The 23,816-nt window shown below is 70.1% G+C and carries 23 protein-coding genes and 1 tRNA gene; 9 read left to right on the top strand and 15 right to left on the bottom strand.

Annotation, left to right across the window (positions count from 1 at the left end; genetic code table 11):
- Positions 1–233 precede the first annotated feature (233 nt).
- The 4 genes from AMYNI_RS0118585 to lanKC form a co-directional block, all read right to left on the bottom strand.
- Positions 234–1,949 carry an ATP-binding cassette domain-containing protein gene (locus tag AMYNI_RS0118585; RefSeq protein WP_020669540.1) on the bottom strand — a complete coding sequence of 572 codons (1,716 nt, stop codon included), beginning with the start codon at positions 1,947–1,949 and terminating at the stop codon, positions 234–236.
- The gene (locus AMYNI_RS0118580; RefSeq protein ID WP_020669539.1) at positions 1,946–3,655 is read right to left on the bottom strand and encodes an ABC transporter ATP-binding protein; all 1,710 of its coding nucleotides are present in this window, start codon (positions 3,653–3,655) and stop codon (positions 1,946–1,948) included. Before AMYNI_RS0118580 ends, AMYNI_RS0118585 begins: the two co-directional genes overlap by 4 nt.
- Before the next feature lie 128 nt (positions 3,656–3,783).
- Positions 3,784–3,936, bottom strand: coding sequence for a SapB/AmfS family lanthipeptide (locus AMYNI_RS49105; protein ID WP_020669538.1), 153 nt, complete (start codon positions 3,934–3,936; stop codon positions 3,784–3,786).
- 19 nt (positions 3,937–3,955) lie between these two features.
- On the bottom strand, positions 3,956–6,550 hold the full coding sequence (gene lanKC, locus AMYNI_RS0118570) for a class III lanthionine synthetase LanKC (RefSeq protein WP_040407058.1): 2,595 nt from the start codon (positions 6,548–6,550) through the stop codon (positions 3,956–3,958).
- A gap of 415 nt (positions 6,551–6,965) precedes the next feature.
- On the opposite strand from lanKC, the gene AMYNI_RS0118565 reads away from it, so the two are divergent.
- Both AMYNI_RS0118565 and AMYNI_RS0118560 read left to right on the top strand, forming a co-directional pair.
- Entirely contained in the window at positions 6,966–7,331 is a 366-nt protein-coding gene (locus AMYNI_RS0118565; RefSeq protein ID WP_020669536.1) for a hypothetical protein, read from the top strand.
- The gene (locus AMYNI_RS0118560; protein ID WP_020669535.1) at positions 7,324–7,737 is read left to right on the top strand and encodes a hypothetical protein; all 414 of its coding nucleotides are present in this window, start codon (positions 7,324–7,326) and stop codon (positions 7,735–7,737) included. The genes AMYNI_RS0118565 and AMYNI_RS0118560 overlap by 8 nt, the downstream gene beginning before the upstream one ends.
- Here AMYNI_RS0118560 and AMYNI_RS0118555 read toward each other — a convergent pair whose 3' ends face one another.
- Positions 7,738–8,937, bottom strand: a complete 1,200-nt coding sequence (locus AMYNI_RS0118555) for a DUF418 domain-containing protein (RefSeq protein ID WP_020669534.1) — start codon at positions 8,935–8,937, stop codon at positions 7,738–7,740.
- A gap of 251 nt (positions 8,938–9,188) precedes the next feature.
- On the opposite strand from AMYNI_RS0118555, the gene AMYNI_RS0118550 reads away from it, so the two are divergent.
- A complete protein-coding gene (locus AMYNI_RS0118550; protein ID WP_020669533.1) occupies positions 9,189–9,944 on the top strand; it encodes a TetR/AcrR family transcriptional regulator in 756 nt (251 codons plus the stop codon).
- Here the strand turns inward: AMYNI_RS0118550 and AMYNI_RS0118545 are convergent.
- From AMYNI_RS0118545 to AMYNI_RS0118530, 4 genes are all read right to left on the bottom strand, one after another.
- Complete coding sequence (locus AMYNI_RS0118545) at positions 9,941–10,783, bottom strand: urea carboxylase-associated family protein (protein ID WP_020669532.1); 843 nt, start codon at positions 10,781–10,783, stop codon at positions 9,941–9,943. The two genes, AMYNI_RS0118550 and AMYNI_RS0118545, sit on opposite strands and share 4 nt — an antisense overlap.
- Positions 10,784–10,799: 16 nt before the next feature.
- Complete coding sequence (locus tag AMYNI_RS0118540) at positions 10,800–11,471, bottom strand: GntR family transcriptional regulator (protein ID WP_020669531.1); 672 nt, start codon at positions 11,469–11,471, stop codon at positions 10,800–10,802.
- Between the two features lie 69 nt (positions 11,472–11,540).
- The gene (locus AMYNI_RS0118535; protein WP_020669530.1) at positions 11,541–12,800 is read right to left on the bottom strand and encodes an RNA polymerase sigma factor; all 1,260 of its coding nucleotides are present in this window, start codon (positions 12,798–12,800) and stop codon (positions 11,541–11,543) included.
- A gap of 3 nt (positions 12,801–12,803) precedes the next feature.
- Positions 12,804–13,178, bottom strand: coding sequence for a YciI family protein (locus tag AMYNI_RS0118530; protein ID WP_020669529.1), 375 nt, complete (start codon positions 13,176–13,178; stop codon positions 12,804–12,806).
- 91 nt (positions 13,179–13,269) lie between these two features.
- Here AMYNI_RS0118530 and AMYNI_RS0118525 point away from each other — a divergent pair, with 91 nt between their 5' ends.
- The gene (locus tag AMYNI_RS0118525; protein ID WP_026360624.1) at positions 13,270–14,172 is read left to right on the top strand and encodes an oxidoreductase; all 903 of its coding nucleotides are present in this window, start codon (positions 13,270–13,272) and stop codon (positions 14,170–14,172) included.
- A 4-nt stretch (positions 14,173–14,176) separates the two neighbouring features.
- Here AMYNI_RS0118525 and AMYNI_RS0118520 read toward each other — a convergent pair whose 3' ends face one another.
- On the bottom strand, positions 14,177–15,118 hold the full coding sequence (locus tag AMYNI_RS0118520; RefSeq protein ID WP_020669527.1) for a TauD/TfdA dioxygenase family protein: 942 nt from the start codon (positions 15,116–15,118) through the stop codon (positions 14,177–14,179).
- 117 nt (positions 15,119–15,235) lie between these two features.
- Positions 15,236–16,198 (bottom strand): helix-turn-helix transcriptional regulator, encoded by a 963-nt coding sequence (locus AMYNI_RS0118515; protein ID WP_020669526.1) that lies wholly within the window; start codon positions 16,196–16,198, stop codon positions 15,236–15,238.
- A gap of 63 nt (positions 16,199–16,261) precedes the next feature.
- Here AMYNI_RS0118515 and AMYNI_RS0118510 point away from each other — a divergent pair, with 63 nt between their 5' ends.
- Both AMYNI_RS0118510 and AMYNI_RS0118505 read left to right on the top strand, forming a co-directional pair.
- Positions 16,262–17,431: an epoxide hydrolase family protein gene (locus AMYNI_RS0118510; protein ID WP_026360622.1), complete on the top strand. Its 1,170-nt coding sequence runs from the start codon at positions 16,262–16,264 to the stop codon at positions 17,429–17,431.
- Between the two features lie 147 nt (positions 17,432–17,578).
- Entirely contained in the window at positions 17,579–17,989 is a 411-nt protein-coding gene (locus AMYNI_RS0118505; RefSeq protein ID WP_020669524.1) for a hypothetical protein, read from the top strand.
- 15 nt (positions 17,990–18,004) lie between these two features.
- Here the strand turns inward: AMYNI_RS0118505 and AMYNI_RS0118500 are convergent, their stop codons facing one another.
- The 3 genes from AMYNI_RS0118500 to AMYNI_RS0118490 all read right to left on the bottom strand — a co-directional run bounded on the left by AMYNI_RS0118500 (position 18,005) and on the right by AMYNI_RS0118490 (position 19,844).
- On the bottom strand, positions 18,005–19,213 hold the full coding sequence (locus AMYNI_RS0118500; protein ID WP_020669523.1) for a C40 family peptidase: 1,209 nt from the start codon (positions 19,211–19,213) through the stop codon (positions 18,005–18,007).
- A complete protein-coding gene (locus AMYNI_RS0118495) occupies positions 19,210–19,518 on the bottom strand; it encodes a hypothetical protein (protein WP_020669522.1) in 309 nt (102 codons plus the stop codon). Before AMYNI_RS0118495 ends, AMYNI_RS0118500 begins: the two co-directional genes overlap by 4 nt.
- 253 nt (positions 19,519–19,771) lie before the next feature.
- Positions 19,772–19,844: transfer RNA gene (locus AMYNI_RS0118490), tRNA-Lys, on the bottom strand.
- Between the two features lie 107 nt (positions 19,845–19,951).
- On the opposite strand from AMYNI_RS0118490, the gene AMYNI_RS0118485 reads away from it, so the two are divergent.
- On the top strand, positions 19,952–20,347 hold the full coding sequence (locus AMYNI_RS0118485) for a YybH family protein (protein ID WP_020669521.1): 396 nt from the start codon (positions 19,952–19,954) through the stop codon (positions 20,345–20,347).
- An 87-nt stretch (positions 20,348–20,434) separates the two neighbouring features.
- Positions 20,435–20,599, top strand: coding sequence for a hypothetical protein (locus tag AMYNI_RS49100; RefSeq protein ID WP_157357403.1), 165 nt, complete (start codon positions 20,435–20,437; stop codon positions 20,597–20,599).
- A 60-nt stretch (positions 20,600–20,659) separates the two neighbouring features.
- Here AMYNI_RS49100 and AMYNI_RS0118475 read toward each other — a convergent pair whose 3' ends face one another.
- The gene (locus AMYNI_RS0118475; protein ID WP_063713770.1) at positions 20,660–22,048 is read right to left on the bottom strand and encodes an NsdA family TPR-like regulatory protein; all 1,389 of its coding nucleotides are present in this window, start codon (positions 22,046–22,048) and stop codon (positions 20,660–20,662) included.
- A gap of 791 nt (positions 22,049–22,839) precedes the next feature.
- Here AMYNI_RS0118475 and AMYNI_RS0118470 point away from each other — a divergent pair.
- Complete coding sequence (locus AMYNI_RS0118470; RefSeq protein ID WP_020669518.1) at positions 22,840–23,808, top strand: ParB/RepB/Spo0J family partition protein; 969 nt, start codon at positions 22,840–22,842, stop codon at positions 23,806–23,808.
- Positions 23,809–23,816: the final 8 nt, after the last annotated feature.

Raw genomic sequence — 23,816 nt, 5'->3', positions numbered from 1 at the left:
TAGCCAGATAGCACCGAAGGCTAGTGCCAACCGCCGGGAAACGCGGACGCTTGCGCGCAGCGTGCGGACACGCCGGCGAGCGCCGTGTTGGCTGTTCGCGACACTGTGTTGGCCGGTCATGCCGCCGAGTTGGCCCATTCACGTCGCCGCGTCGCCGCCGCGAGGAGCCAACACGCTGACCGGAATGGCCAACACGCCGACGGGGAGGGCCAACACGCCGGGCCGGGAGGGGGTTAGGCGACGGAGGGGACGGGGGTGGTCCAGGCGAGCATCATGGCGGCGTAGCGGGGGGACGACGTGAGCAGCTCGTCGTGGGAGCCGAGCAGGGTGGCGTTGCCGTCCATGACCAGGACGCGGTTGGCGCGTAAGGCCGAGGTGAGGCGGTGGGCGATGACGACCAGGATTCCACCGCGGGCGGCGAAGGCACGTTCGGCGCGGGCTTCGGCCACCGGGTCCAGGTGCGAAGTGGCCTCGTCCAGGATCACCACCGACGCGGGGCTCGCATAGACCCTGGCCAGCGCGAGCAGCTGCGCCTCCCCGGCGGAGATGCCCCCGGCGCCGGTGCCCAGCTCGGCGTCCAGCCCGCCCAGCCTGGCCAGCAGCTCACCGGCCCGCACCGCGTGCACCGCCGAGAGCAGTTCCTCGTCCGACGCCGACGGGGCGAACAGGGCCAGGTTCTCGCGCACGGTACCGGCGAAGACATAAGCCTCCTGCGGGATCAGCGCGACCATCCGGTGCAGCGAAGCCGGCCGCACGTCCCGCACGCCGACGCCGCCGAGCAGCACCAGGCCGTCCTGCGGGACCAGCATCCCGGTGAGCAGCCCGGCCAAAGTCGACTTGCCGATCCCGCTCGGCCCGACCACGGCCAGGTGCTCGCGCGCGGCCAGGTCCAGGTCCAGCCCGCGGACCACCGGTTCGGCGTGCTCGCCCCAGCCGAAGGTCAGCCCGCGCACGGAGATCGCGGAGTTCGCTGGTTCCGCGGTGCCCGCCGCCGCGGTCGGTCCTTCGATCGCCTCGCCGAGCCGGCGCAGCGCGACCAGCAGCCGCAGCACCACTGTGCTCGCGGTCGCGGCCAGTCCCTGCAACGCGGGCTGCATGGTGCTGGCCAGGTACACCAGCGAACCGAGCGCGGCACCCGCGGTCATCCGGCCGGAGTTGACCATGCCCGGGGCGAACCCGAGCACCAGCAGCAACGGCAGGAACCCGCCCACCGCGATCACCAGGGTGCGCAAGGCGGTCGCGCGCGCCATCCGCACCGCGGCCGCGGCCTGTGCGCCGACCCGGTTGTCCATGGCCAGCCCGGCGGCGGGCTCGGCACCGCAGGCCACCACGTCCCGCATGCCGACCAGCAGCCCGCCCGCGGTCTCCGCGGTGGCCTCGTCCGCCAGCGCCACCGCGCGCTGCCGCTTGGCCAGCGCGGGCAGCAAGAACCCGAACAACGTCACCGAGACGACCACCGGCACCGCGACCAGCCAGGCCAGCGGGCCGGCCACGGTGAACAGCCCGGCCAGCGCCGCCACCGTGGTCACCAGCATGCCCCTGGCCTGCACGAGCAGCCCGGCGGTGGCGTCGCGGACCACCTCCACGTGCTGGGTGACCCTGGCGACCCCGCTGGCATCCGGCTGGTTCCGCTTCGGCGCCGCGTCGTGCAGCACCCCGCGCACGACCACGGTGACCAGCGCGTCGCGCATCGGCTCGACCAGCGTGCCGAGCCGATGCCAGACCAGTCGCGAGCCGAACGCGCCGAGCACCGCGAACACGCCGAACACCAGCAGCCAGAGCAGGCCCGTCCCCGGCTGCCCGGCCGCGAAACCGCGGTCCACCGCCAACTCGACCAGCCGCCCGGAAAAGAAGGCCGGCACGCTTTCCAGCACCGAGCAGCCGAGCAGCACCAGCGCACCGCGCCACTGCCCGGCCAGCGTGGACCAGTACAGCCTGGACACGTTCACCGCGGTACCCCCTCGATGGGCACGGCTGGCGTTAGATCGTCCACTTCGGACTCGGTGAACACCGCGCGGTAGGCCGGATCCGACCACAGCACGGCGTGCGGGCCGATCGCGCGGAGCCGGCCGCCGTCCAGCCAGGCGACCAGGTCGGCGCGGGCCGCGGTGCCGGCCCGATGGGTCACCACCACCCTGGTCCGGCCCGGCATCGCGTTCTCCATCTCACTGTCCACTATGGACTCGGTGACGGTGTCCAGGCTGGCGGTCGCGTCGTCGAGGATCAGCACCCGCGGGCCGCGCACCAGCGCGCGAGCCAGGCCGAGGCGCTGCGCTTCCCCGTCGGACAGCGGAGTTTCCCCCAGCGGCGTCTGGTATCCCTCTGGCAGCCGGACGATCAGGTCGTGCACCTGGGCGATCCGGCAGGCCCGGCGCACCGCGGCGGGACTGGCCCAGCTGCCGTAGCCGACCGCGTCCTCCACGGTGTCCCCGAGCAGCGCCGGGCGTTCGAAGGCGTAGCCGACCATCGCCCGCAGGTCCTCGGGGCGCAGTTCGGCCACCGGCACACCGTCGAGCAGCACCGAGCCCTGCTCCGGCACCAGCAGCCCGCCGATCGCGTTCACCAGCGCGGATTTCCCGGAGCCGGATTTTCCGGTCACGGCGAGGAAAGTTCCCGGCCGGATGATCAGGTTCACGTCCACGAGCGCACCGGGCGCGGTGACGCCACGCAGCTCGACCGAGCCGCGGCCCGGCGGTGCGGCCCTGGTGCCGGCCTCCGGCAGCGGTGCGTCCAGCACCTCGGTCAGCCGTTCCGCGCAGGAACGCGCCCTGGCCAGGGTGGTCAGCAGCGGGATCTGGCCGACCATGCTCATGCCGAGCGCCACGTAGCCGAGCGCGGCGAGCACCTCGCCGATGCTCAGCCGCCCGGCCAGCACGCCGAAACCGGCCGCGGCCAGCACCGCTAGCTCCACCGCGGGCAGCAGCAACGCGGCCCGCCAGACCATTTTCGCCTGGGTCCGCCACATGCCGGCGCCGGCGCCGCCGAGCCGCGGCAACGGCCGCAGCACCCGGCTGGTCTCCTGGTCCGCCGTACCGGAGGCGGCGATGGTGCGCAGCCCGCGCACCGCGTCCAGCAGCCTGGCCGAGATCTCCCCGGAGACCTCCTGGTAGGTCAGCACGTCTCCGGCGGTGTGCCGCAGATGGGTGCGCGCGAGCAGCAGCGCGAGCGGCACACTGGCCAGGAACACCAGCGCCAGCCGCCAGTCCAGCAGGGCGAGCAGGATGATCGCACCGCCAGAGACGACCGCCGCCGAGGCCAGTCGCACCACGATCGGCACCACCCCGCCGGCCCCGGCGCAGTCGGTGGTCAGCCTGCTGACGGTGTCGCCGTGGGCGAACCCGGAACTGGTGCCGGCCGCGAGCAGCCGGTCGGAAAGGCGGCGGCGCAGCCAGGCCGAAGCGGCGCTGGTGGCGCGGATGGTCAGGATGCCGCCCAGCACGTCGGCGAGGATCTCGGTGCCACCGACGGTGAGCAGCCAGAGCACCTGCGGCCAGCTGCGCTGCCCGGCGATGGCGGCGTCCACCGCGGCGGCCAGCGCACCGGGCAGCAGCAGCCCGGCGGCGGAGGCGAGCAGCGCGGCGAGCACCATGCCGGCCAGCCGGGCGCGGTCCAACCTGGCCACCGTGACCAGCAGCCGGTCGCCCGATCCCGCCATGTGGGTCCTCTTTCAACAAGTGATTTTCGGTACGAAACTGGGGACAATAAAGAAGCGTGGGAGCGGCGCACTTGGCCTGTGCCGCTCCCACGCCCTTACCACCCGTTACGGGTTACCGCGCGAACCTGTCAGTGGCAGGTCAGCAGGCTGATGGTGCTGTTGGCGCAGGAGGCGAGCAGGCTCAGGTTGCTGCCGCCACCGCCGCCGTGGCTGTTGCCGGCCATGACGCCCTCGGCCAGGTCGGGGGTCTCCATCGCCTGCAGGTCCAGGACGAGGTCCATGGTGATTCCTTTCGTTGATTTACTTTTTCCACCGGTCCGGGGGACCGGGGGTCTGTGGACGGCGGGTGCTGCCGAAGAACGGCAGGACCGCGGTTCCGTCGAGGGTGGCGGCGATGGCGAGCAGTACGCCGGCGCCGCCGGTGTGCACGTCCATCGACAACCGGAGCAGCTGGTTGCCGGGGAACGCCAGCCCGTCGCGGTACGGCACGGCGTACCAGGCGAGACGGGACAGATGTAGTTCGACCGCACGCTCGGCCACCGGGTCGGGGCCGCGGTCCGCGCCCATCGCGAGCGCGGTCATCAGCCCGCCGCGGCCGAAGACCAGCCCGGGGTGGATGACGAACTCGCCGCGGCACGCCTGCCGGAGGCCGGGCAGCTTGGCCACACTGGACGCGCCGGGCAGGTGCGGGGCGAGCTGCTCGGTCACCATCGCCACCCCGGCGCTGCCGATGCCGACGTAGGGCAGGGTGCGCAGCTCACCGTCGCGCACCTGCAGCGACGCGTCGTCCGCCGGCACGCACTCCTCCAGGTCGCGCTGCAGTGCCTGGTCCGCGAGGCCGAGCCAGCGGTGCTCGCCGGTGCGCTCGAACAGCCGCACGAACAGCAGCGCCGGGCCGGACCAGCCGCTCATCAGGCCGGCCCTTGCGAAGTCGCCCGGCGGAGCGGCCACCGCCAGCGCCTCGGCCAGCTGGTCCCCGATGCGCCCGGCCTGCGCCTGGAAATCCTTGTCCTGCCTGGATTCGGCGAAGTGCAGCAGGTTCAGCCCGATCCCGGCGAGGCCGGTGTCCAAGCTGTGCTCCCTGGTCTGCTCGACCATCGCGGCGGCACCGGAGAGCAGCTCCGACGCGGCGTCGTGGTGGCCGAAGTTCTCCAGCACGTAGGCGATCCCGTGTGCACCGTCGTAGAAGCCCGGCCGGTTCGGCGGCTCGCGGCGGACCGCCTCCAGCAGCCACCGCTCGTGTTCGGGGTAGCGGCCCTCGCCGGTCACGTGCAGCGCGTGCAGCACACCGGCCGCACCGTAGGCGAAGCAGGCGCCGCCGACCCGGAACTGCTCGATGTCGCCGGGGAACAGCCGGTCCTCCCGCTCGGGAGTGGCGCTGGCGAGGATCGCGGTGGCGATGGACTTGCGGACCACTCGCCAGTCCGGATCCGCCCGGTCGAGCTCGGTTGACGACGGCGGCTCCGCGTCCGCCTGGCGCGGCAGCAGGTCCGCCAGGATGCTCGCACCGTAGCTGCTGGGCAGCGAAAAGCGGTGCTGTACGAACTGGACCAGGCTGGTCAGCTTGGCCGGAGCCAGTTCGAGCAGGGTGTTCAGCGGCAGGAAGAGCCAGAGCCGGAACGCGGCGAGCGCGTGCCGGTCGATGTCGAAACCCTCGCGGTCGGCCGGTGCCCGGAAGCCGGGCGCGCCCAGCGCGGGCCGGCCGCCCTCCTCGATCGGCGCCGCCATCTCGAAGTCGATCAGCGCGATGGTGTCCTCGCCGGAGTCGTCATCGGTCTCCACCAAAATATTGAGCGGATGCAGATCGCCGAACACCACCCCGCGCTCGTGCACCTCGGCGACCAGCCGCTCCACTTCGGCCACCATGGCCAGCGCCCGCTTGGTGTAAGCCACCAGGTCGTCTTCGGTGACTTCGCGGCGGGTGAGCGGGTAGTTGCGGGCGAGCCAGCTGCCGAGCGAGATGCCGGGCACCTGCTCCATGGCGAGGAAGTGGTGCTCCCAGACCGGGAACAAGTCGTATACCGCTGGTATGCCGGTAATTCCGGCCAGCCGCTGGAGGATGTCGTGCTCGCGGCGCAGCCTGGCCACCGCGTCCGTGCCGGCCCGGTCCAGGCCCGCGAACGGCCTGGCCTCCTTGAGCACCACCCGCGCGCCGTCGGAGTCGCGGTCGGCGAGGTAGACCCCGCCGCCGTTGGAGAAATGCAGTGAGGATTTCACCTTGTAGGGGAATTGCGTGGGATCCCCACCCTTGCGGGCCGCGAGGTGTGGCACGAGGCAATCCGGCAGTGGTTCCCATTCCGGCACATGGAAGCTCGGCCCGCGTTTGTCGGGCACCAGGGTGCCGTCCGGCTTACGGATCGCCAGCACTCTGGCTCCGTCCGCTTCGACGTACTGCTCGAGAAATCCCCCGTAGCGGACGTAGAGCGGTCCGTCGCCATAACGAAGATCGCTGAGAATATAGGGTCCGGACTCCCCGGCCAGTGCAGTCGAAAGTTCAACGAGAACACGTTCCAGTTCCTGGTTACTGCCCGGATAAATGGCAACGAGCTTGCCACTGGCTTCCCGTGGTGCATATTTCGAATTGCGTGCCAGCAGGATCGACCTGGTACGGAGGTGCTTGAAGGGGATCCGGTGCTCGATGCAGTAAGCGTACACCACGGCCAGCACTCGGTCGGCATTTTCGAGGTTCGCCGATACGTGGATCTTCCAGCCCTGCAAAGACAGATCGTGACCCTTTGGATGTAACGCCCGCCAGATGTTCCGTTCACCGTCGACCCAACCGTCGCCGGCCGGCGGCAGCTTGGCGGCGAATTCATCGCCGGCGCTGCCGGTGTCTCGCTGTTCGTCGAAGAACAGTGGATCCGCGAAGCAATAAGCCTCGTAACGGAGATCCATCTGCCGCCCTTCCATGCCGCACGACTAACGGGGTTTACGCGGACATTCGTTCCGCCTGCAACATTCCCGCACGTAGACCGGCGTGCGGCCAATCCGCCAACCCGGGGGTTTATGCTGCGCTGATTGAGGTAGGGAAAAGCAGCAATTACCCACAGGTAGTACGACCCTGGGTGAAATGGATCTTCAGACGGATCACCCAGACGGTCTGTAACAGATCCCAACTGCTCCGAAAGTGCTGGTCCAGACCACGAGATTAATCTAGGTAAAAGATGTGAACCTTCCCTTACCGGCTACTTGGTAAGTTTCTTACGTGCTGGTCAGAGCGGTCTGACGGGCACGGGGAGGGCATCCGGGCGTACCGCCGAAAGGCGGCACCCTATACTACGAAAGGTAGTAAACGGACACGGGAGGACGGGTGCTCACAGGTTTCGCGATCACGATCGCGGTCTGCTCGCTGATCGTCGCGGGCTGGAGCTTCCTGCTCGCGGCCCTGAACCGGGCGCCGAAGGGCGCGCTGCTGATCGGGCTCGCCGTACTCGAACTGCTGCTGGTGGCCCAGCTCGTGATCGGCGTGGTACTGCTGATCGGCGGGCAGCGCCCCGGCAGCATGGCCACCTACCTGGCCTACCTGATCGGCTCGCTGATCGTGCTGCCGCTGGGCGCCTTCTGGGCACTCGCCGAACGCAGCCGGTCCAGCACGATGGTACTCGGGGTCGCCTGCATCGCGGTGCCGGTGATGGTGCTGCGGTTGAGCGAGGTTTGGAGTGGGGCAAGTGCCTGAGGCGGCCGACAAGAGCGCAGTGACAACGGCGACCGGGCCCGGGCGGCTGCTGGTCGCGGTCTACGCGATCTTCGCCATCGCCGCGACTTCACGGGCGGCCGTGCAGATCGCCGGCAAGTTCCACGAGGCACCGCTGGCCTACCTGCTGTCCGCGTTCGCCGCCGTGGTGTACCTGCTGGCCACCTTCGCGCTGGCCCGCTCCGGGCGGACCTGGTTCCGGATCGCGCTGGTGGCGTGCACGGTGGAGTTCCTCGGCGTGCTCACCGTCGGCACGCTCAGCGTGTTCGACGCGGAGGCGTTCCCGCACGCGACCGTCTGGTCGGTCTACGGCCGCGGCTACCTGTTCATCCCGCTGGTGCTGCCGGTGCTCGGCCTGCTCTGGCTGCGGCGCACCGCCAAGCGGTGATCAACGCGACCCGTAGGTGAGCCGCCGGAGCAGCCGCTCGGCCGGCCCGCTCAGGCCGCGGCGGTCCAGCAGCCGCGCGACGGCGACACTAGCGAGCCAGACGAGCACCGCGAGCACGGCCGCGGTGAGCGACGGGCTGCCGAACTTCTCGCCCAGCGCGAGGGTGTACGGCGCCAGCAGCACGAGCCACGCCACGGACTGGAACAGGTAGCCCGACAGCGGGCGCCGGCCCAGCGCGGCCAGCGCACCCGTCACCGGTCCGGTGGTCTTTCGCGAGACGCGCACCGCAACCAGGCCGATCAGGGCGGCGTAACCGGGACCGGCGAACATCCCGCTCGCCCCGTAGAGCATCGACATCAGCGACGCCGCCGACTCGTCCACCCGCAGCAGGCCGGCGCTGAGCAGCGCCTGCGGCAACCCGCCCGCGACGGCGATGCCGAGCCCGCCCGCGGCGGTCCAGCGCAACAGCTTCAGGTGCCGTGCCGGCTCCTCCAGGATGCGGCGGCGCGCGGCCCAGGTGCCGAGCCAGACGATCAGGATGAACGGCAGCACGGTCGCCGTGTGCGCCGGCCACTCGCCGAGCCGGTCCAGCAGGCTGTGCGGGTAGTCCGGCGCCGCGAGCGAGCCGATGTGCTCGTTCGCCACCCCGGCGGACCCGCCTCCGCGCAGGATCGCGAGCACCACCAGCACGCCGATCACCAGCACCTCGGCCACGAACAGCGCCCAGATCCAGAGCACGAACCGGTGCGTGCGATCACTTCGCCGCAACAGCACCAGCGTCATCACGAGGCCGACAATCCCATACGCGCCAAGGAAATCGCCGTAGTAGAGCAGGGTGGCATGTGCCAGGCCGAAGGCCACCAGCCAGGCGTTTCGCCGCAGCAGCACCGACCTGGCCACGGCCGGTGCCGCGCCCGCGGCCTGCTGCCGCCGGTAGAGCTGCACCAGCCCGTAACCGAACATCAGCGCGAACACCGGATAGCCGCGCGCGTGCACGAAGGTGAACATGAGCAGGTTGAACCCGCGTTCGGCGCCCTCTGGCGACGGCTCGACCCCCGGCTCACCGGCGAGCGCCACCCCGGCCGCATTGGCCAGCGCGATGATCAGCAGCATCGCACCCCTGGCGAGGTCCGGCGCGAGCGCTCGTTCCGCGCGCTGGACCGGCCCGCGCGCCACGCGCGGATCACTTCGAACGGTCATGTCATCCCCCGACTAGTTCGTGTACGCCATAAACTATATCAGGAAAACTAATATCGGGTCAGCCGCGAACGCGGAACTCGCGGTGCGCGAACGTGGGACTCGCGGTACGTGAGTGTGGGACTCGCCGGTGAGGTCGGCTTGTTTCGGCGAGTTCTACGTTCAGCCTCGGCGAGTTGAACGTTGGCGCACGGCGAGTTCGCCAGTGGGTCATGATGGGCTGGCACCGGGGCGGCGACGGCGAAAGGGCTCGAATGACCAGCGAGGAGGGGCTGCCGGCCGGGCTGCGCAGGCTCTGGGGACTGTCCGAACCCGCACGGCTCGGGCGCCCCGCCGAACTCGACGTGCGACGGGTGGTGGCGGCCGCCGTCGAGCTGGCCGACCGCGACGGCCTCGCGGGGGTGACGCTGCCCAAGGTCGCGAAGGAACTCGGCTTCACGAGCATGTCCCTGTACCGGTACATCGGCTCGAAGGACGAGCTGCTGGTGCTGATGCGCGACGCCGGCCTTGGCCCGCCGCCGCCCGAGATCACCCGCGACGCGAAGTCATGGCGCGACGGCCTGCGGCGCTGGGCCGACGACGAGCGCCACGCCTACCTGCGGCGGCCGTGGCTGGCCAGGGTGCCGCTGTCCGGCCCGCCGTCGGGGCCGAACGAGATCGCCAGGATGGAGGTCGCGCTGGCGGTGCTGCGCGACACCGGCCTCGACTGGGCGGCGAAGGTCGGCGTGCTGGCACTGGTCAGCGGGTACGTGCGGCACTCGGCGCTGCTGTTCCAGGACCTTGCCCATGGCAGGGCGGAAGGGGTCGACCAGGCAGGCGCCGAACGCGACTACGGCCGCGCGCTGGCCAAGCTCGTCGAACCGGACCGCTTTCCCGAGACAGCAAAACTGTTCGCGTCCCCCCTCTTCGAAACCCCGGACCAGGAGGCCGACTACGACTTCACCTTCGGCCTGGAACTGATCCTGGACGGGGTCGAGGTCACCGTCCGGCGGGCGGACGAACGGTCCTAGCTCTGCCAGGTGGGCAGGGTGACGCCGTGCAGCCCCCGGTACGCGGCCTTTTCGGGCCTGCGCCAGCCCTCGGTCAGCTCGGCGGCCGGGCGGTAGACCTCGACCGCCAGCGGACGGCAGACCTCGATCGGGTCACGCGCGTCGGGCCCCCAGAACGGAATCGAAAGGTCGCCCGCCGGGCAGGTGGACAGCGCGCAGAGCAGGTCCTGCTCGGCGAAGAACTCGAAGAAGTCCCCGGGCCTGGCCGGCGAGCCCTTCATGAAGTACTTGCCCTCGTCGTTGATCCCGGCGCAGTTGAAGATGTTGAGCACGTCGTGCACGTCGAACTCGGTCAGCCCGTACGGCAGCACGGCGCGGGTCAGGTTCGAATGGCAGTGGAAGTCGAAGTCCTCGTCGCTGAGCATGCGGTTGACGTACGGGTCGCAGCGCGCGCCGAGCAGATCGTGGATCCGGCCGCCGTCGGCGTCCACCCCGTACCACTCCAGCGTGTCGTTGGTGATCGTGAGCAACGGGCGCAGGAACGGCAGGGTGGACCACAGCCGGTCGTAGCGGGTCACGTGCGTGCTCTGCAACTGGCGGGTGCGCGAGGTCCACAGGCGTTCCCGCGGGTCGTGGCGGTTCCAGACGTTGAAGTCGCCGGCCTGCGCGCCTTCCGGGGTGAGCACCCGGCACAGGTGCCCGGCCGGCACCTCCCAGGCGCGGCCGGACCGGATGGGCAGCACGAACTCCTCGACCAGCTCCCGGCTGTCGGTGTGCCGCGCCAGCTCGTCGTAGAAGACGGTGTCGACGTCGAGCAGACTGCCGGCCTTCGGCTGGTATGCGGCGGCGGGTGAACCCATTTCGCTCCTCACTCGGTCAGCGCGCGGTGGCCGCCCGGCGGAGCCCGTCGAGCACCTGCCGCTCGGAGTCCTCCAGGTAGCCAAGGAGCACGCCGACGCTCTGCGTGCGGCGGCCCTGGCGCAGTAGTTCGTACAGTTCGCGGTCGCGGGCGGCCCAACCTCGCTGGAACTGCTCCTCGTCGCAGGAGGTCGCCCAGGCCAGCCGCAGTTGGGCGAGCAGGGTGCGGAAGAAGTCGTCGAGCCGGTGGCTGCCCAGCACCGCGATCAGCGCCTGGTGGAAGCGCAGGCTCGCGGTGCCGGCCGCGCGCCACTGCTTTGCCTGCTCGGCGCGTTCCTTCGCGAGGACGGCCGCCTCCATCGCGGCGAACCGGTCCTCCTCGGCCACCGCGCTCTCGGTGGCCGCCTGCACCTCCAGCACCCGGCGGGTGCGGTAGATGTCCCGCACTTCCGAAGCGGTGAAGGTCTTGACCGACGCGCCCTTGTTCGGCGGCTGGATCACCAGCCCTTCGGAGGCCAGCAGGCGCAGCGCCTCGCGCAGGGTGTTGCGCGAGACGTCCAGTTCGGCGGCGACCGGCACCTCGCGCAGGGCCGCACCCGGGGACAGCGCCCCTTCCAGGATGCGGGTCCGGAGCGCGTCCACGACCCGGTCCGTCGCGCTCAGCGCCTCGGTGGCTTCGTCCGCTGTCACACCGCCACGCTAACCCCAGACTGTTCAACAATCAAGGCCGCTGTTCAGCCCACAGCGCGACTATGTCCGCTACAACTGGCCCGAACTGCCTTTAGATTGTTGAGCAATCAGAGCGGCTTGTGCGCGGAGATAGCGCTGCCGGGGGAGGTCGGTGGTGCGCCGGGCCGCTTCGAGGTACGCCACCCTGGCGGCTTCGAGGTCACCGCTCTTCTCCAGCAGATGCGCCCGGACCGCGTGCAGCCGCGGGTCCCCGGCGAGCCGTTCGTCGGACTCGAGCTCGGCGAGCAGCCGGAGCCCGGTGGCGGCGCCGTGCACCATGGCACTGGCCACCACGTGGTTCAACGCGACCACCGGGTTGTCGGAGGTGCGCATCAACAGTTCGTAGAGCGCCTCGATCTGCGGCCAGTCGGTCCGCTCGGCGGTGGGCGCCTCGTCGTGCACCGCGGCGATCGCCGCCTGCAACTGGTAGGGACCGGTGGGACCGTGCGGCAGCGCGGCGGTGATCAGCGCGGTGCCTTCGGCGATGAGATCGGTGTGCCAGCGGGAACGGTCCTGCTCGGCCATCGGGATCAGCGAACCGTCCGGCCCGGTGCGCGCGGGCGTGCGCGCGTCGGTGAGCAGGAGCAGCGCGAGCAGGCCGGCGATCTCGCTGTCTCCGGGCAGCAGCCGGTGCAGCAGGCGGGTGAGCCGGATCGCCTCGGCGGTGAGGTCGCCGCGCCGCAAGCTCGCGTAGCCCTCGTTGAAGATCAGGTACAGCACGTGCAGGACGACATCGAGACGTTCCGCGCGCTCGTCGGCGGCCGGCATGCCGAACCGGAGGCCGCTGGCGGTGATCCGCTGCTTGGCCCTGGTGATGCGCCGGGTCATGGTCGCCTCCGGCACGAGGAACGCGCGGGCGATCTCCGCGGTGCTCAGCCCGCCCACCGCGCGCAGGGTCAGCGCGATCTGCGAAGCCGGGGACAGCGACGGGTGGCAGCACAGGAAAAGCAGGGGCAGCGTGTCGTCGGTGTCGGCGCTGTCTTCGGAATCCCGGTCGGCGGCGGGCGCCAGGTCGGCACCGGGCAAGGTCCACTGGAGCAGCGCCTCCTCCCTGCGCCGGCGGGCCTGCTCGCGACGCAACAGGTCGGTCAGCCGGCGGGACGCGACCGTGATCAGCCAGCCGCGCGGACTGTCCGGCACGCCATCGGCCGGCCACTGGGTCGCCGCCGCGAGCAGCGCCTCCTGCACGGCGTCCTCGGCCAGGTCGAAGTGCCCGAACCGGCGGACCACCGCGCCGAGGGCCTGCGGCGCCAGGTCGCGCAGCAGGCCCTCGATCTCGGCAGCGGACACGCTTCAGAGCTCCGGCCCCGGCTCGGCACCCATCACCGGCCGGACGTCGACGGCCGACTCCGGCCCGGGGCACAGGCTCAGCCTGGCGGCGATCTCGGTCGCCCGGTCGAAGCTTTCGCAGTCCACCATCCAGTAGCCGATCACGACCTCCTGCGTTTCGGCGTACGGCCCGTCGGTCACCACCGGCACCCCCTGCTTCAGCTCGACCCGCCTGGTGTGCACCGGGGCGGCGAGCCCCTGCGCGTCGACGAACTCCCCGGCCTCCTCCAGTTCCCGGTTGAACTCCCGCAGGTAGTCCCCGATCGCGGTCAGCTCCTCGGCGGACGTGGCCGCGTCGAAGTCCCGTTGCGAGCCGTGCACCAGGATCACGTATTTCATGTCGTCTCCTCTCGGTCGTACTGGAGACGTCGAAGCGATCTTCCCCAGCCGGACACCTGCCCGGTGAATTATTTCCGAGGAGGATGGCGGCATGAGCACTTCTCCCGCCACTGGTGGCCGGTGGACGGCCGCGGACATGCCGGACCAGACCGGTCGCACGGCCGTCGTCACCGGCGCGAACAGCGGCCTCGGGTTCGAGACCTGCCGGGCGCTGGCGGCGCGCAACGCCACCGTGATCATGGCCGTGCGCGACCTCGGCAAGGGCAGGGCGGCGCTGGCCAGCCTGCGCACCCAGGGCAGCGGCAGGCTGGAGGTGGCCCGACTGGACCTGGCGGACCTGGACTCCGTGCGCGCGTTCGCGAACGGCCTGATCGAGCGCGGCAAACCGCTCGACCTGCTGGTCAACAACGCCGGCATCGGGATGCCGCCGCGGACGCTGACCGCGCAGGGCTTCGAGTCGCAGTTCGGCGTCAACCACCTCGGGCACTTCGCGCTGACCGGGTTGCTGCTGCCGCTGCTGCGCCGCGGCTCCGGCGCGCGGGTGGTGACGGTCGGCTCGGGGGCGTTCCGCGGCGGGTCCATCCACTTCGACGACCTGCACGGCGAGCGCTCCTACCGGCCCGCCGCCCGCTACCGGCAGTCCAAGCTCGCCAACGTGCTGTTCGGGCTGGAACTGGACCGACGGCTGCGCACCGACGGGATGCCGGTGGCCAGCCTGCTCGCGCATCCCGGCCTGGCGCTGCGCCTCGGCAACAAGCTGGTGGCCCAGCCCGCGGAACGTGGCGCGTGGAGCCAGCTTTACGCGGCGACCGCGCGGGACGTCGAAGGCGGCCAGTTCTTCGGGCCTGGCGGGCGCACCGGCATGAGAGGGCACCCGATCCTGCTGGAACCGGGACCGCGGGCCACCGACCCGGAGACCGCCCGGCGGCTGTGGGCGGTCTCCACCGAGCTGACCGGCGTCGGCTACGAGTTCTCGGACGCCCGCCTGACCTGACCGGTCAGCCCAGCGCGGCGTAGTGCCCGGCGTCCCCGGTGCGGATCGTGCTGGACACGCCCTCGACGCTGACCGGGACGTCCCCGGCCAGCGTCACCCGGTGCAGCAGCCTCGGCTGGTCGTCGTAGTCGGCGACCGCGTAGTGCTGGGTGGCGCGGTTGTCCCAGATCGCCACATCGCCGTCGCGCCAGTCCCAGCGCACGGTGTTCTCCAGCTGGGTCACCCGCTGTTGCAGCAACTGGAAGACGGTCTGCGACTCGGCGCTGGTCAGCCCGACCAGCCGCTTGACGAAATGCCCCAGCAGCAGGGCCCGCTCGCCGGTCTCCGGATGCACCCGCACCACCGGATGCTCGGTTTCGTAGACGGTGCCGCGGAACTCGTCGCGGTAGGCCTGGAACTTGACGTCCACCCCGCCGGTCCGCGCTTCGTCCACATTGGACGCGTAGTCGTAGGCGTTGGTGTGCACAGCCCACAGCTCGTCCACCAGCGCCCGCAGTGACGCGGGCAGTTTCTCATACGCGGTAACGGTGTTCGCCCAAGTCGTGGTGCCGCCGTAGGACGGCAACCGGACCGCGCGCAGGATGCTGATCGCCGGCACCCTGTCCACGAACGTCACGTCGGTGTGCCAGCTGTTCGCCTTGGAGTAGTCCGAATCGATGGGCAGCACGTGCGCGTTGTCCGCGTTGCGCACGGTGGGATGCGCCAGCGTCGGGGTACCGAGCAGCGCGGCGAACGCCAGCTGGGCCCGGTCGTCGAGCTGGTGCTGGTCGCGGAAGAAGAGCACCTTGTGCGCCAGCAGCGCGGCCCGGATCCGGGACACCGTCACGGCTTCCAGGTCACCGCCGAGACGTACCCCGTCGACCCGCGCCCCGGTGTGCGCGCCGAGTTTGACCACCTCGACCTCGGCGCCCTGGTCCGTCGCCGGGATATCCGCCTGCAGAGTCATTGTTTTCCTTTCGAAGACCGCAACCGACATTAGAGAGCGATCTTCCGCGGTCACAATATTCGTGAAATGCCGAAAATAAGTCATTCCGCATGCCGGGCGGACTTGCGTTCTCCGGCGCTAATGGTCACCGATGGCGTGCAGGCAGCGCGCGGCCTGGGCGCGAAAGGCGTCGGCGAGTCCGGGCGGACCGCTGACGAGGGTGAAGCCGGTGTCCACCGAGGTGATCATCCAGACCAGCGCGGAAACGTCGTCGGCGCCGACGTGCAGCAGGCAGTTGTGCTCGTCGACGGCCTCGACCACGCCCATGCCCGGCCAGAGCCGGTCGGCGACGGCTTCGGCGGATTCGGGCAGCCCGACGGTCGCCTGACAGGGCCAAGCACGCACCGACAACTGGTGCGCCAGGTAGGTCGCGACGTCGCCGTGCGGCGGCTGCCTCGGCGCGAACCGCGGGCCGGTGGGCGTGCGGGGAGTCAGCCGGTCCACCCGGAACGTGCGCCAGTCGTCGCGGCCGGTGTCGAAGGCGACGAGGTACCAGTGGCGGCCGTAGTTGACCAGGCTGTGCGGTTCGGCGGAGCGGACCGTGTCGCCGCCGCGCGGGCTGGTGTAGTCGAAGCGCAGCCGTTCACGGCGGCGGCAGGCGTCCGCGATGGTCATCAGGGTGTCCGCGGAAACCTGCGGGCCCGGCGCCGCCCCGGCACGGACGGTCGCGGCCCGCAGGGTGTTCACCCGGTGCCGGAGCCGGGACGGCAGCACCTGTTCGAGCTTGGTCAGCGCGCGCAGCGAGGTCTCCTCGATCCCGGCGACCGAGCCGCCCGCAGCCGTGCGCAACCCGACCGCGACGGCCACCGCTTCCTCGTCGTCGAGCAGCAGTGGCGGCAGCGCCGCACCCGCGCCCAGCCGGTAGCCCGCGGTGCCCTGGACGGCGTGCACCGGATACCCGAGCGCACGCAGCCGCTCGACGTCCCGGCGCACCGTACGCGTGGTGACCCCGAGCCGGCCGGCCAGTTCGGTGCCCGGCCAGTCCCGGTGCGCTTGCAGGAGAGACAGCAGTTTCAGCAGCCTCGCGGACGTTTCCAGCACGCGGAGAAGTATGCCGTGCGATTAGGAGCGAACCTGTCCTAACCGGCCCATAGTGTGCTGCTCATGACCAACATTCACCCCTTCCGCCTCGACATCCCGCAGGCCCAGCTGGACGACCTCAAGGCGCGGCTGGCCGGCACCCGCTGGCCGGACGAGCTGCCCGGAGTCGGCTGGAGCCGCGGCGTCCCGGTCGGCTACCTGAAGGAACTGGCCGAGTACTGGCGCACCGGCTACGACTGGCGGGCGCAGGAGGCGGCGCTCAACGAGCACCCGCAGTTCGTCACCGAGGTGGACGGGCAGAACATCCACTTCCTGCACGTCCGCTCGCCGGAACCGGACGCCACGCCGCTGGTCCTGCTGCACGGCTGGCCCGGTGGGGTGGTGGACTTCCTCGACGTGATCGGCCCGCTGTCCGATCCGGCCGCCCACGGCGGCGACCCGGCCGACGCCTTCCACCTGGTGATCCCCGCACTACCGGGGTTCGGGTTCTCCACGCCGCTGGCCGGTCCCGGGATGAGCGCGGCGAAGATGGCCGGGCTGCTCGCGCGGCTGATGGCCAGGCTCGGGTACGACCGCTACGGCGTGCAGGGCTACGACACCGGCGCGTGGGTCGGCCCGGAGCTGGGCAAGCAGGCCGTGGACCAGGTGATCGGCGTGCACCTGAACGCGATGCTCACCTTCCCGGCCGGGGCCGACGGCGAACTGGACGGCCTCACCGAGATCGAGCAGGGCCGCTGGGCTGCCATGCAGAACTTCAACGACGGCTATCTCCAGTGCAACTCCAAGCGGCCGCAGACGGTGACCTACGGGCTGCACGATTCACCGGTCGGCCAGCTCGCCTGGATGGTGGAGAAGTTCAAGGAGCTCACCATCCCGGCGGACGGGCTGCCGGAGGACAGCATCGACCGGGACCGGATGCTCACCGAGGTGTCGCTGTACTGGCTGACCGGCACGGCCGGGTCGGCGGCGCAGATCTACTACGAGGAGCTCTCCGCCGCCGACTGGACCGGCGACTGGGACGCCGGCGAGGCGGACTGGTCGGCCGGTGCGCGCGGCACGGTGCCGACCGGGGTGCTGGTCTCCGCGCACGACGTGACCATCCGCCGCTGGGCGGAGCGCGACCACAACATCGTGCGCTGGACCGAACTCGGCAAGGGCGGCCACTTCCTGGCCATGGAGGCACCGTCCGCGCTGGTCGAGGACGTCCGCACGTTCTTCCGCGAACTCCGCTGACCCGGAGCGGCGGGCGGGCGCGCGTGCTGGGCCAAAGCCAGGACCGCGCTCACCCGACGCTGTAGCATCAGCGGGGCCAGCCGGCCGATCTGCAGGATGCGTTGCTGCCGTCGGCCGATCGCTGCCCTGCTATTGGGAGGTAGCTCGATGCACACCCCGTCCGCGCAGTCCGTTCCGCGATCGCTGGACCCCGACGACTCGGTCTCCGTCGCGGTGCTCCAGGCGGCCACCGCGCCGTTGCGCGAGGCCTTCGGCGATCGTGTCCGGGTGGAGGTGGAGCATCTCAACCGGGTCGGACCCTGGGTGTTCCTGCGGGGGAGGATGCGCGGCAGCGACGGCGGCCGGCCGAACTTCGCCGGCACCGCCTACGAGTCGCGCCAGGCCGACGGCGTCGTGTCCGACGTCTACGTCGCCCTGGTCAAGAAGGACGACGCCACGATCGTCGACAACGACGCGCGGTCCTGGCGCTTGTCCGACCGGGCCATCGGCCCGACCGATGTGGCCTGGCTGACCTGGCCGGACAAGCACGAGGCACCGCCCGCGTTGTTCGGGTTCTGACTACCGCGGGCCGGCTCAGCCCGGCGGGGTGAGTACCTTGACCAGGCCGCCGCCGCCACCCATGCTGACCTGCTGCGAGCCGTCCGAGTTGATGTTGTTCGAGCCGATGAACTGACCGTCGCCGGCGTACAGCACCACGTGCCCGCCGCCGTTCGACACCACCACGTCGCCGGGCTTCGCCTCGGACAGCGGCACCGACTTCCAGCCGTCCGCCTCGAGGTTGGCGGTCAGGCCCGCGACCGAGGCGCTGGCCTGGCCCTTGTCGATCAGGCCGGATGCCTCCAGGCAGCCGGACACGAAGTTCGCGCAGTTGACGTCGTTGGGCACCCAGGACTGCATCGCGGGCAGCTCACCGCTGCCCTTGAGGTCGCTGGCATTGCGGCCGAGGAACTGCTCGGCGATCTTGGCCGGGTTGTCGCCGCGGGCATCGATCGGCTTGGCGGGCTTCCCGTCGCCCTGTACCCCGGCGACGGCCCCGCCACCGGTGTCCCCGCCACCGCTCGCGCTCGCACCGCCGCCGACGGCGGGTGCCTGGCCGCCCCCGGAATCGATGGGGCGGGAGCCGGCGCTTGACGCCGTGGTCTGGCCGGTGTCGGCGGGCACCAGCTCGATGAAACCGCCCTCGATCTCCATGCCAAGGGGCTTGAGGAGGTCGTCGATCTGCTTCTCGGCGTTGTCCAGCGCCTGCTCGATCTCCTCCTTCTTGCCGTTGGAGTCTTTCTCGTTGAGCTGCCGGAGCCGTTCGATGTCGGACGCGGCGGTCGCGATCTCGTTCTCGTCGTCCGAGCTGTTCTTCCGCTGCCGGGCGGCGCCGATCAGCGCGCGGTTGTCCGCGTCCTTGTCGTTGGCTTCCTGGGCGAGCTGGGCGACCTTTTTCTTGACGTCTTCCAGAATCTCGGAAACGCGCTGGAGGATGTTCTTGGCCGCCTCGGCCTTGTCGCTGACCTTGTAGCTGGCCTTGCCGAGCTGTTCGAGGTGGTCGGCGACGGCGTCCGCGTCCTTGCCCTCCCAGTTGCGCAGCACGTCGTCGCGGAAGATCTTGAGATCGTCGCCGAGATCGCTGGCACTGGTGGCGGCTCCGCCGACCTTCCCCGCCTGGTCGTTGACCGCCCTCGCGTCGAGCTTTTCCGCCTGCTGGGCATGTTTGTCGATGGCGTCCAGCGACTTCGGACGGTCCTGCGACGGGTCGTCGAGCTGGTTCAGATTCTGTTCTGCGGTGGTCATCGGGGGTTGCCGCCTTCGAGAGTGTGGATGACCGCGTCCTCGTCGTTCTGCATCCGCTCGGCAGCGTTGGCCAGCGCTTTGGACGCGGCTTCGACGAGCTTCGCGGCGGCATCCAGCTGGCTGTTCACGCCGCCGTAGAACCCCTGCATCGCCTTGCCCGCGCTGGCCGCGTTGCTCAGGTCGCCGTACGCGCCTCCGGGATCGCCATTACCCAGGTCCGTACCCGTCTTGCGGTAGGCGTCCTTGAGGTCGCCGACCTTCTTCGCCAGCACGGCGATCTGATCTGGGTCGTAACGGCGGCTCATCAGTGATCCCTCCAGTGTCGGCGCCTGCGCCCATGCCTGCGTGGCCCGCGCTGCTTTACCGCACAGTCTATGAGGTCACACCTGCCTGCGCGCGCGTTTACCGAAACGCGACGACGTCGTTGGCGCATCCGACGCACCCCGGCCGCATACCGTTCCCTGACGACCAGCGAATCCATTAAAATCCCAGGTCATCGCCCTGGCCATCCGGAGCAGTGAAGGCGTGCCCGCAGAACCGGGCACGCCTTCGTCGGGGTGGGCCGCCAGGGGCTCGAACCCTGGACCCAGGGATTAAAAGTCCCTTGCTCTACCAACTGAGCTAGCGGCCCGCCGCCCGATCTTAACGCCCCGGTGGCGGGCATGGGCGGCCATCCCCGCCGGCCTGGTGCCGACGGCCGTGACCTGCGTTTTTCGGGGGCGCTAGACTACCGGGGTCATGACGATCGAACATGACGACCAGACGACCGGCCCGGATCCCGCCGAGCACGTCCATGCCTTTGTGGCGGCCTTCAACGCCGCGGACCTCACCGCCATCGAGCGGGGTTACGAGGACGGCGCCGTGCTCGTGCCGAGCCCCGGCCATCCGGTGACCGGTCAGGTCCGCAGTGCCGCCACCCAGCACCTGCTCGGGTTCGGGCTGCCGATCGACGCCCGGCTGCGGCACTCCTACGTCGTCGGGGACCTCGCGCTGATCATCGTGGACTGGTCGATCAAGGGCACCACCGCCGACGGCATCGAGGTGGACCTCGACGGCACCTCGTCCGACGTGCTCCGGCGCGACGACGACGGCCGGTGGCGCTGCGCGATCGACAATCCTTTCGGTACCGCCTGATTCCGCGTGATCGCGCTGCGAGAAATCAGTTTCGCCGGACCGCGGTAACACGGTAAGACTAGAGCAACCCATGGAGAGGGGTCGGTCTTGCTCCACGTGGTAATGGCGGAAATCGTCGCACGAGAAAATCGCACCGATCTCGAATCACCGGCGCGCCGGGTTCTGCGCAGCACCCTCACCCGGCGTCAGCGGCTCGGCTGGGCAATGGTCGAAATCGGCCTGCGGCTGGCCACCGGTGATCGGGCGTCCTGAAAGCCTTACCCGGCAACGGAATTCATCGGTGGGGCCACCCGGCTCGGGCGGTCCCACCGGTCAAAGGCGCCGGCCGGACGGCCGCAGCGCGGCCAGCACCTGATCGATGTCGTCGGTCATTTCCTTCGCCGTCACGGCATCGTGCCCGGCGAAGTGGGCGCGCAGGCCGACCAGCCTGCTGCGGGCGCGGGTGGACTCGATCTCCCTGCCGAGTTCCAGCGCGACGCGGGTGACTTCGGCCGCGCCGTCCACCTCGCCCCGCGCGAGCCGCGCTTCGGCCACCGACATCGAATGCAGCATCCGGTCGCGGCGGCGGCTCTGGTCCAGCCGCCGGATTCCGGTCACCAGATGCTGCTCGGCGCGCCGCGGGTCGCCGAGGTCCAGTCGCGCGCGACCGGCGTCCGCCTCCAGCACCGGCAACGTCACCCAGGAACTCCACGAAGGCGGTTCGCCGGGAGACGGCCGGACGAAAGCCTGCGCCGCCTCCTCCAGCGCCTGCTGGCACTCCCGCTGCTCGCCGAGGCTGGCGTGCGCCCGCGCCTGCCGGGTGGCCAGCAGCGAACCGGCCATCCCGGCCGACGAGCAGGCGGCGCCGTTGCGGGCGATCTTCGCCAGCCGCACGGCATCGCGGGCGTTGCCGCTCCAGACTAGGTGGTAGCTGAGGCAGGAAAGGATGTACGCACCGAGGTCGCGGTCGCCGGCCAGGCTCGCGGCCCGCAGCCCGGCGAGCAGATAGCGCTGCCCCCTGGCTCGCTGGCCGAGGTCGACCAGCAGCCAGCCGGCCAGCTGGGCCAGCTCGGCGATCGCGCGGTAGAGCTGGGTCCCGGTGGACTGGTCGTAGGAACCGGTGCGCGCCAGCCGCATCGCCCAGCGCAGGTCGTGCGCCATCCAGTTCGCCACCAGCGCGCCCTGCGCGTCGTCCAGCCCGCGCAACTGGCCGATCCGGCCGGCCAGCAGCTCCATCGCGCCGGCGGTGACCTCCTCCCCGCACCGGCGTGCGGGCGGTGGCCGGTCGGTGGCGGTCAGCCAGTCCACCCCGAGGGAGACCAGTACCGAACTCGGCACCGGAGTGAACATGCCGGGAACATCTTGTTCGGCTGGCCCCAGCAAAGAATCCATCGCCCGGCCGATGTACTCGGCGGACCAAGGCAGTTGCAGGTCGTTATCGGAGAAATCTCGACCCCCGCTCGAGAACCGGTGGGGCCAGATCTTTCCGACATCAATGATTTCACCGAGTTGTTCGGACAGAATTCCGCAAACCATGGCGGGAACCCGCCCTCGTGGGTACGATCCCTTCAACCAACCGTACGGAGCCTTGCTGCTAACGGTTCCGGGACCGTGTAACCGGTTTATTTCACGGGCCAGCCGTTCCGGCGACCAGTGCAGTCTGTCCAGGTACACGGCGAGCGAGGAAAAACCGTCCACAGAGGCAGCCCCCAAACCGCGCATGCAGTGTCATGGTTCCCCACCAAGATTGCCACAGTTCGGCCTCGGCGGGCTCGGACCGCGAGACACCGCCGCCCGATCGGAGTAGCGTCTTTGCCCTTAAGGGCAGCGCTTAGCCGATGTCAAGTGCGGAAAGTATTAGTTTATCAAGTCGGGCACGTTCTCAGCTTTGCCCCGGCGCGACCGGAACCGATGTTTCCGCAGCTCAACACCCTCTTGATCAATGCCTTTGTCCACCAGGTCAGGGTTTCGCCGGCCGCTCGCTGACCAAGCTGACCGCGGTGCTGACCAAACTGACCTACACCCCGCGTTCCGCACTGGGCAAGCTGGCAGAAGGCGGCAAATCATACGACTGGGACATTGGCATTCGTCATCGAATACTGCATCGCACCGTATGTGGCTTCGCCCACACAGCCAAGATCGTGAGGTTGCGGCAACCAGACTCGCCAAGATCACCGCATGAGCTACTGAAAGACCTGTCGTCACGGCACGAGTTGTGGCACTCTGCCCTTATATGACGACTGGGGAAAGGCTTGCGTCAAGATGAACTGGGGAAGATCAAGACTGGTCGCCCGAGCACGGTAGGGCGCGCAGCGGGAACCACGGGCCGAACGTCCGGGTAGTGAACGCAGTAGAACAAGTTGATGTTTCAAGATCCCCGCATCGACCTGTGAGCCGTCTAGCGCCGCGCTCGATCTCGTTGAGTTGAGTTATGACGACTGGGGTGTTACGAGGTGACAGATCTAGCTGTCCGCGTTCCGGGAGAATTCGGATGCGTTGACACAAACGGAAAGTTGACGGAAAAACGACAGCCCGCCGAGGAACCGGTGGTCAGGGTCGCCATCGCCGCGCTGTCGGTGGCCGGCTCCCCGCGCACCGCGGGCGCCGACCCGGAGCACGCCCGCGCGCTCGCGGACACCCAGGACGAGCTGCCGCCGATCATCGTGCACCGGGCCACCATGCGCGTGATCGACGGGCTGCACCGGCTGCGGGCCGCCCAGCTTCGCGCGGAAACCGAGATCTCCGTGCGGTTCTTCGACGGTGACGAGGCGGACGCCTTCGTGCTCGCGGTCAAGGCGAACGCGGCGCACGGCCTGCCGCTCTCGCCGGCCGACCGCAAGGCCGCCGCGGCCAGGATCATCACCTCGCATCCGCAGTGGTCGGACCGGCTGCTCGCCTCGGTGACCGGGCTGTCCGCGAAGACGATCGCGGAGCTGCGCCGCCGTCCCGGCGGTGCGGTGCCGCAGCCCGACGTCCGGATCGGCCAGGACGGCAGGGTGCGCCCGATCAACAGCGCCGAACGGCGGCGGCTGGCCGGCGAGCTGATGGCGGACAACCCGCATCTTTCGCTGCGCCAGGTGGCCAGGGCCGCCGGCATCTCACCGGAGACCGCGCGCGCGGTGCGCAGCAGGCTGCGCTGCGGTGAGAACCCGATCCTGCCGAAACAACGCGACCCGAAACAGGCCGCCGAGCCGGCGGCGAAACCGGAACGACGAGGAGAACCGGAGGCCGCCAGGACACCCGGCCGGGCTTCGGTGCTGCACCGCCTCCGGGCGGACCCCACCCTCAGGTTCACCGAGACCGGCCGGATGCTGCTGCGTCTGCTCGACGTGCACGCGATGAGTGAGGAGAAATGGGCAACCATCATCGACAGTGTGCCGCCGCACTGCCGGGACACCATCGCGAACGTGGCGATGGAATGCGCCGAGGTCTGGAAAATGTTCGCGGAACAACTCGAAAGGGACACGACCGGCGCAGTGTAGCGGCGGGC

The organism is Amycolatopsis nigrescens CSC17Ta-90 (genome assembly GCF_000384315.1).
Taxonomy (GTDB): domain Bacteria; phylum Actinomycetota; class Actinomycetes; order Mycobacteriales; family Pseudonocardiaceae; genus Amycolatopsis; species Amycolatopsis nigrescens.
The sequence above is the reverse complement of the archived record's forward strand: the minus strand, read 5'-3'. Positions and strand labels throughout refer to the sequence as shown.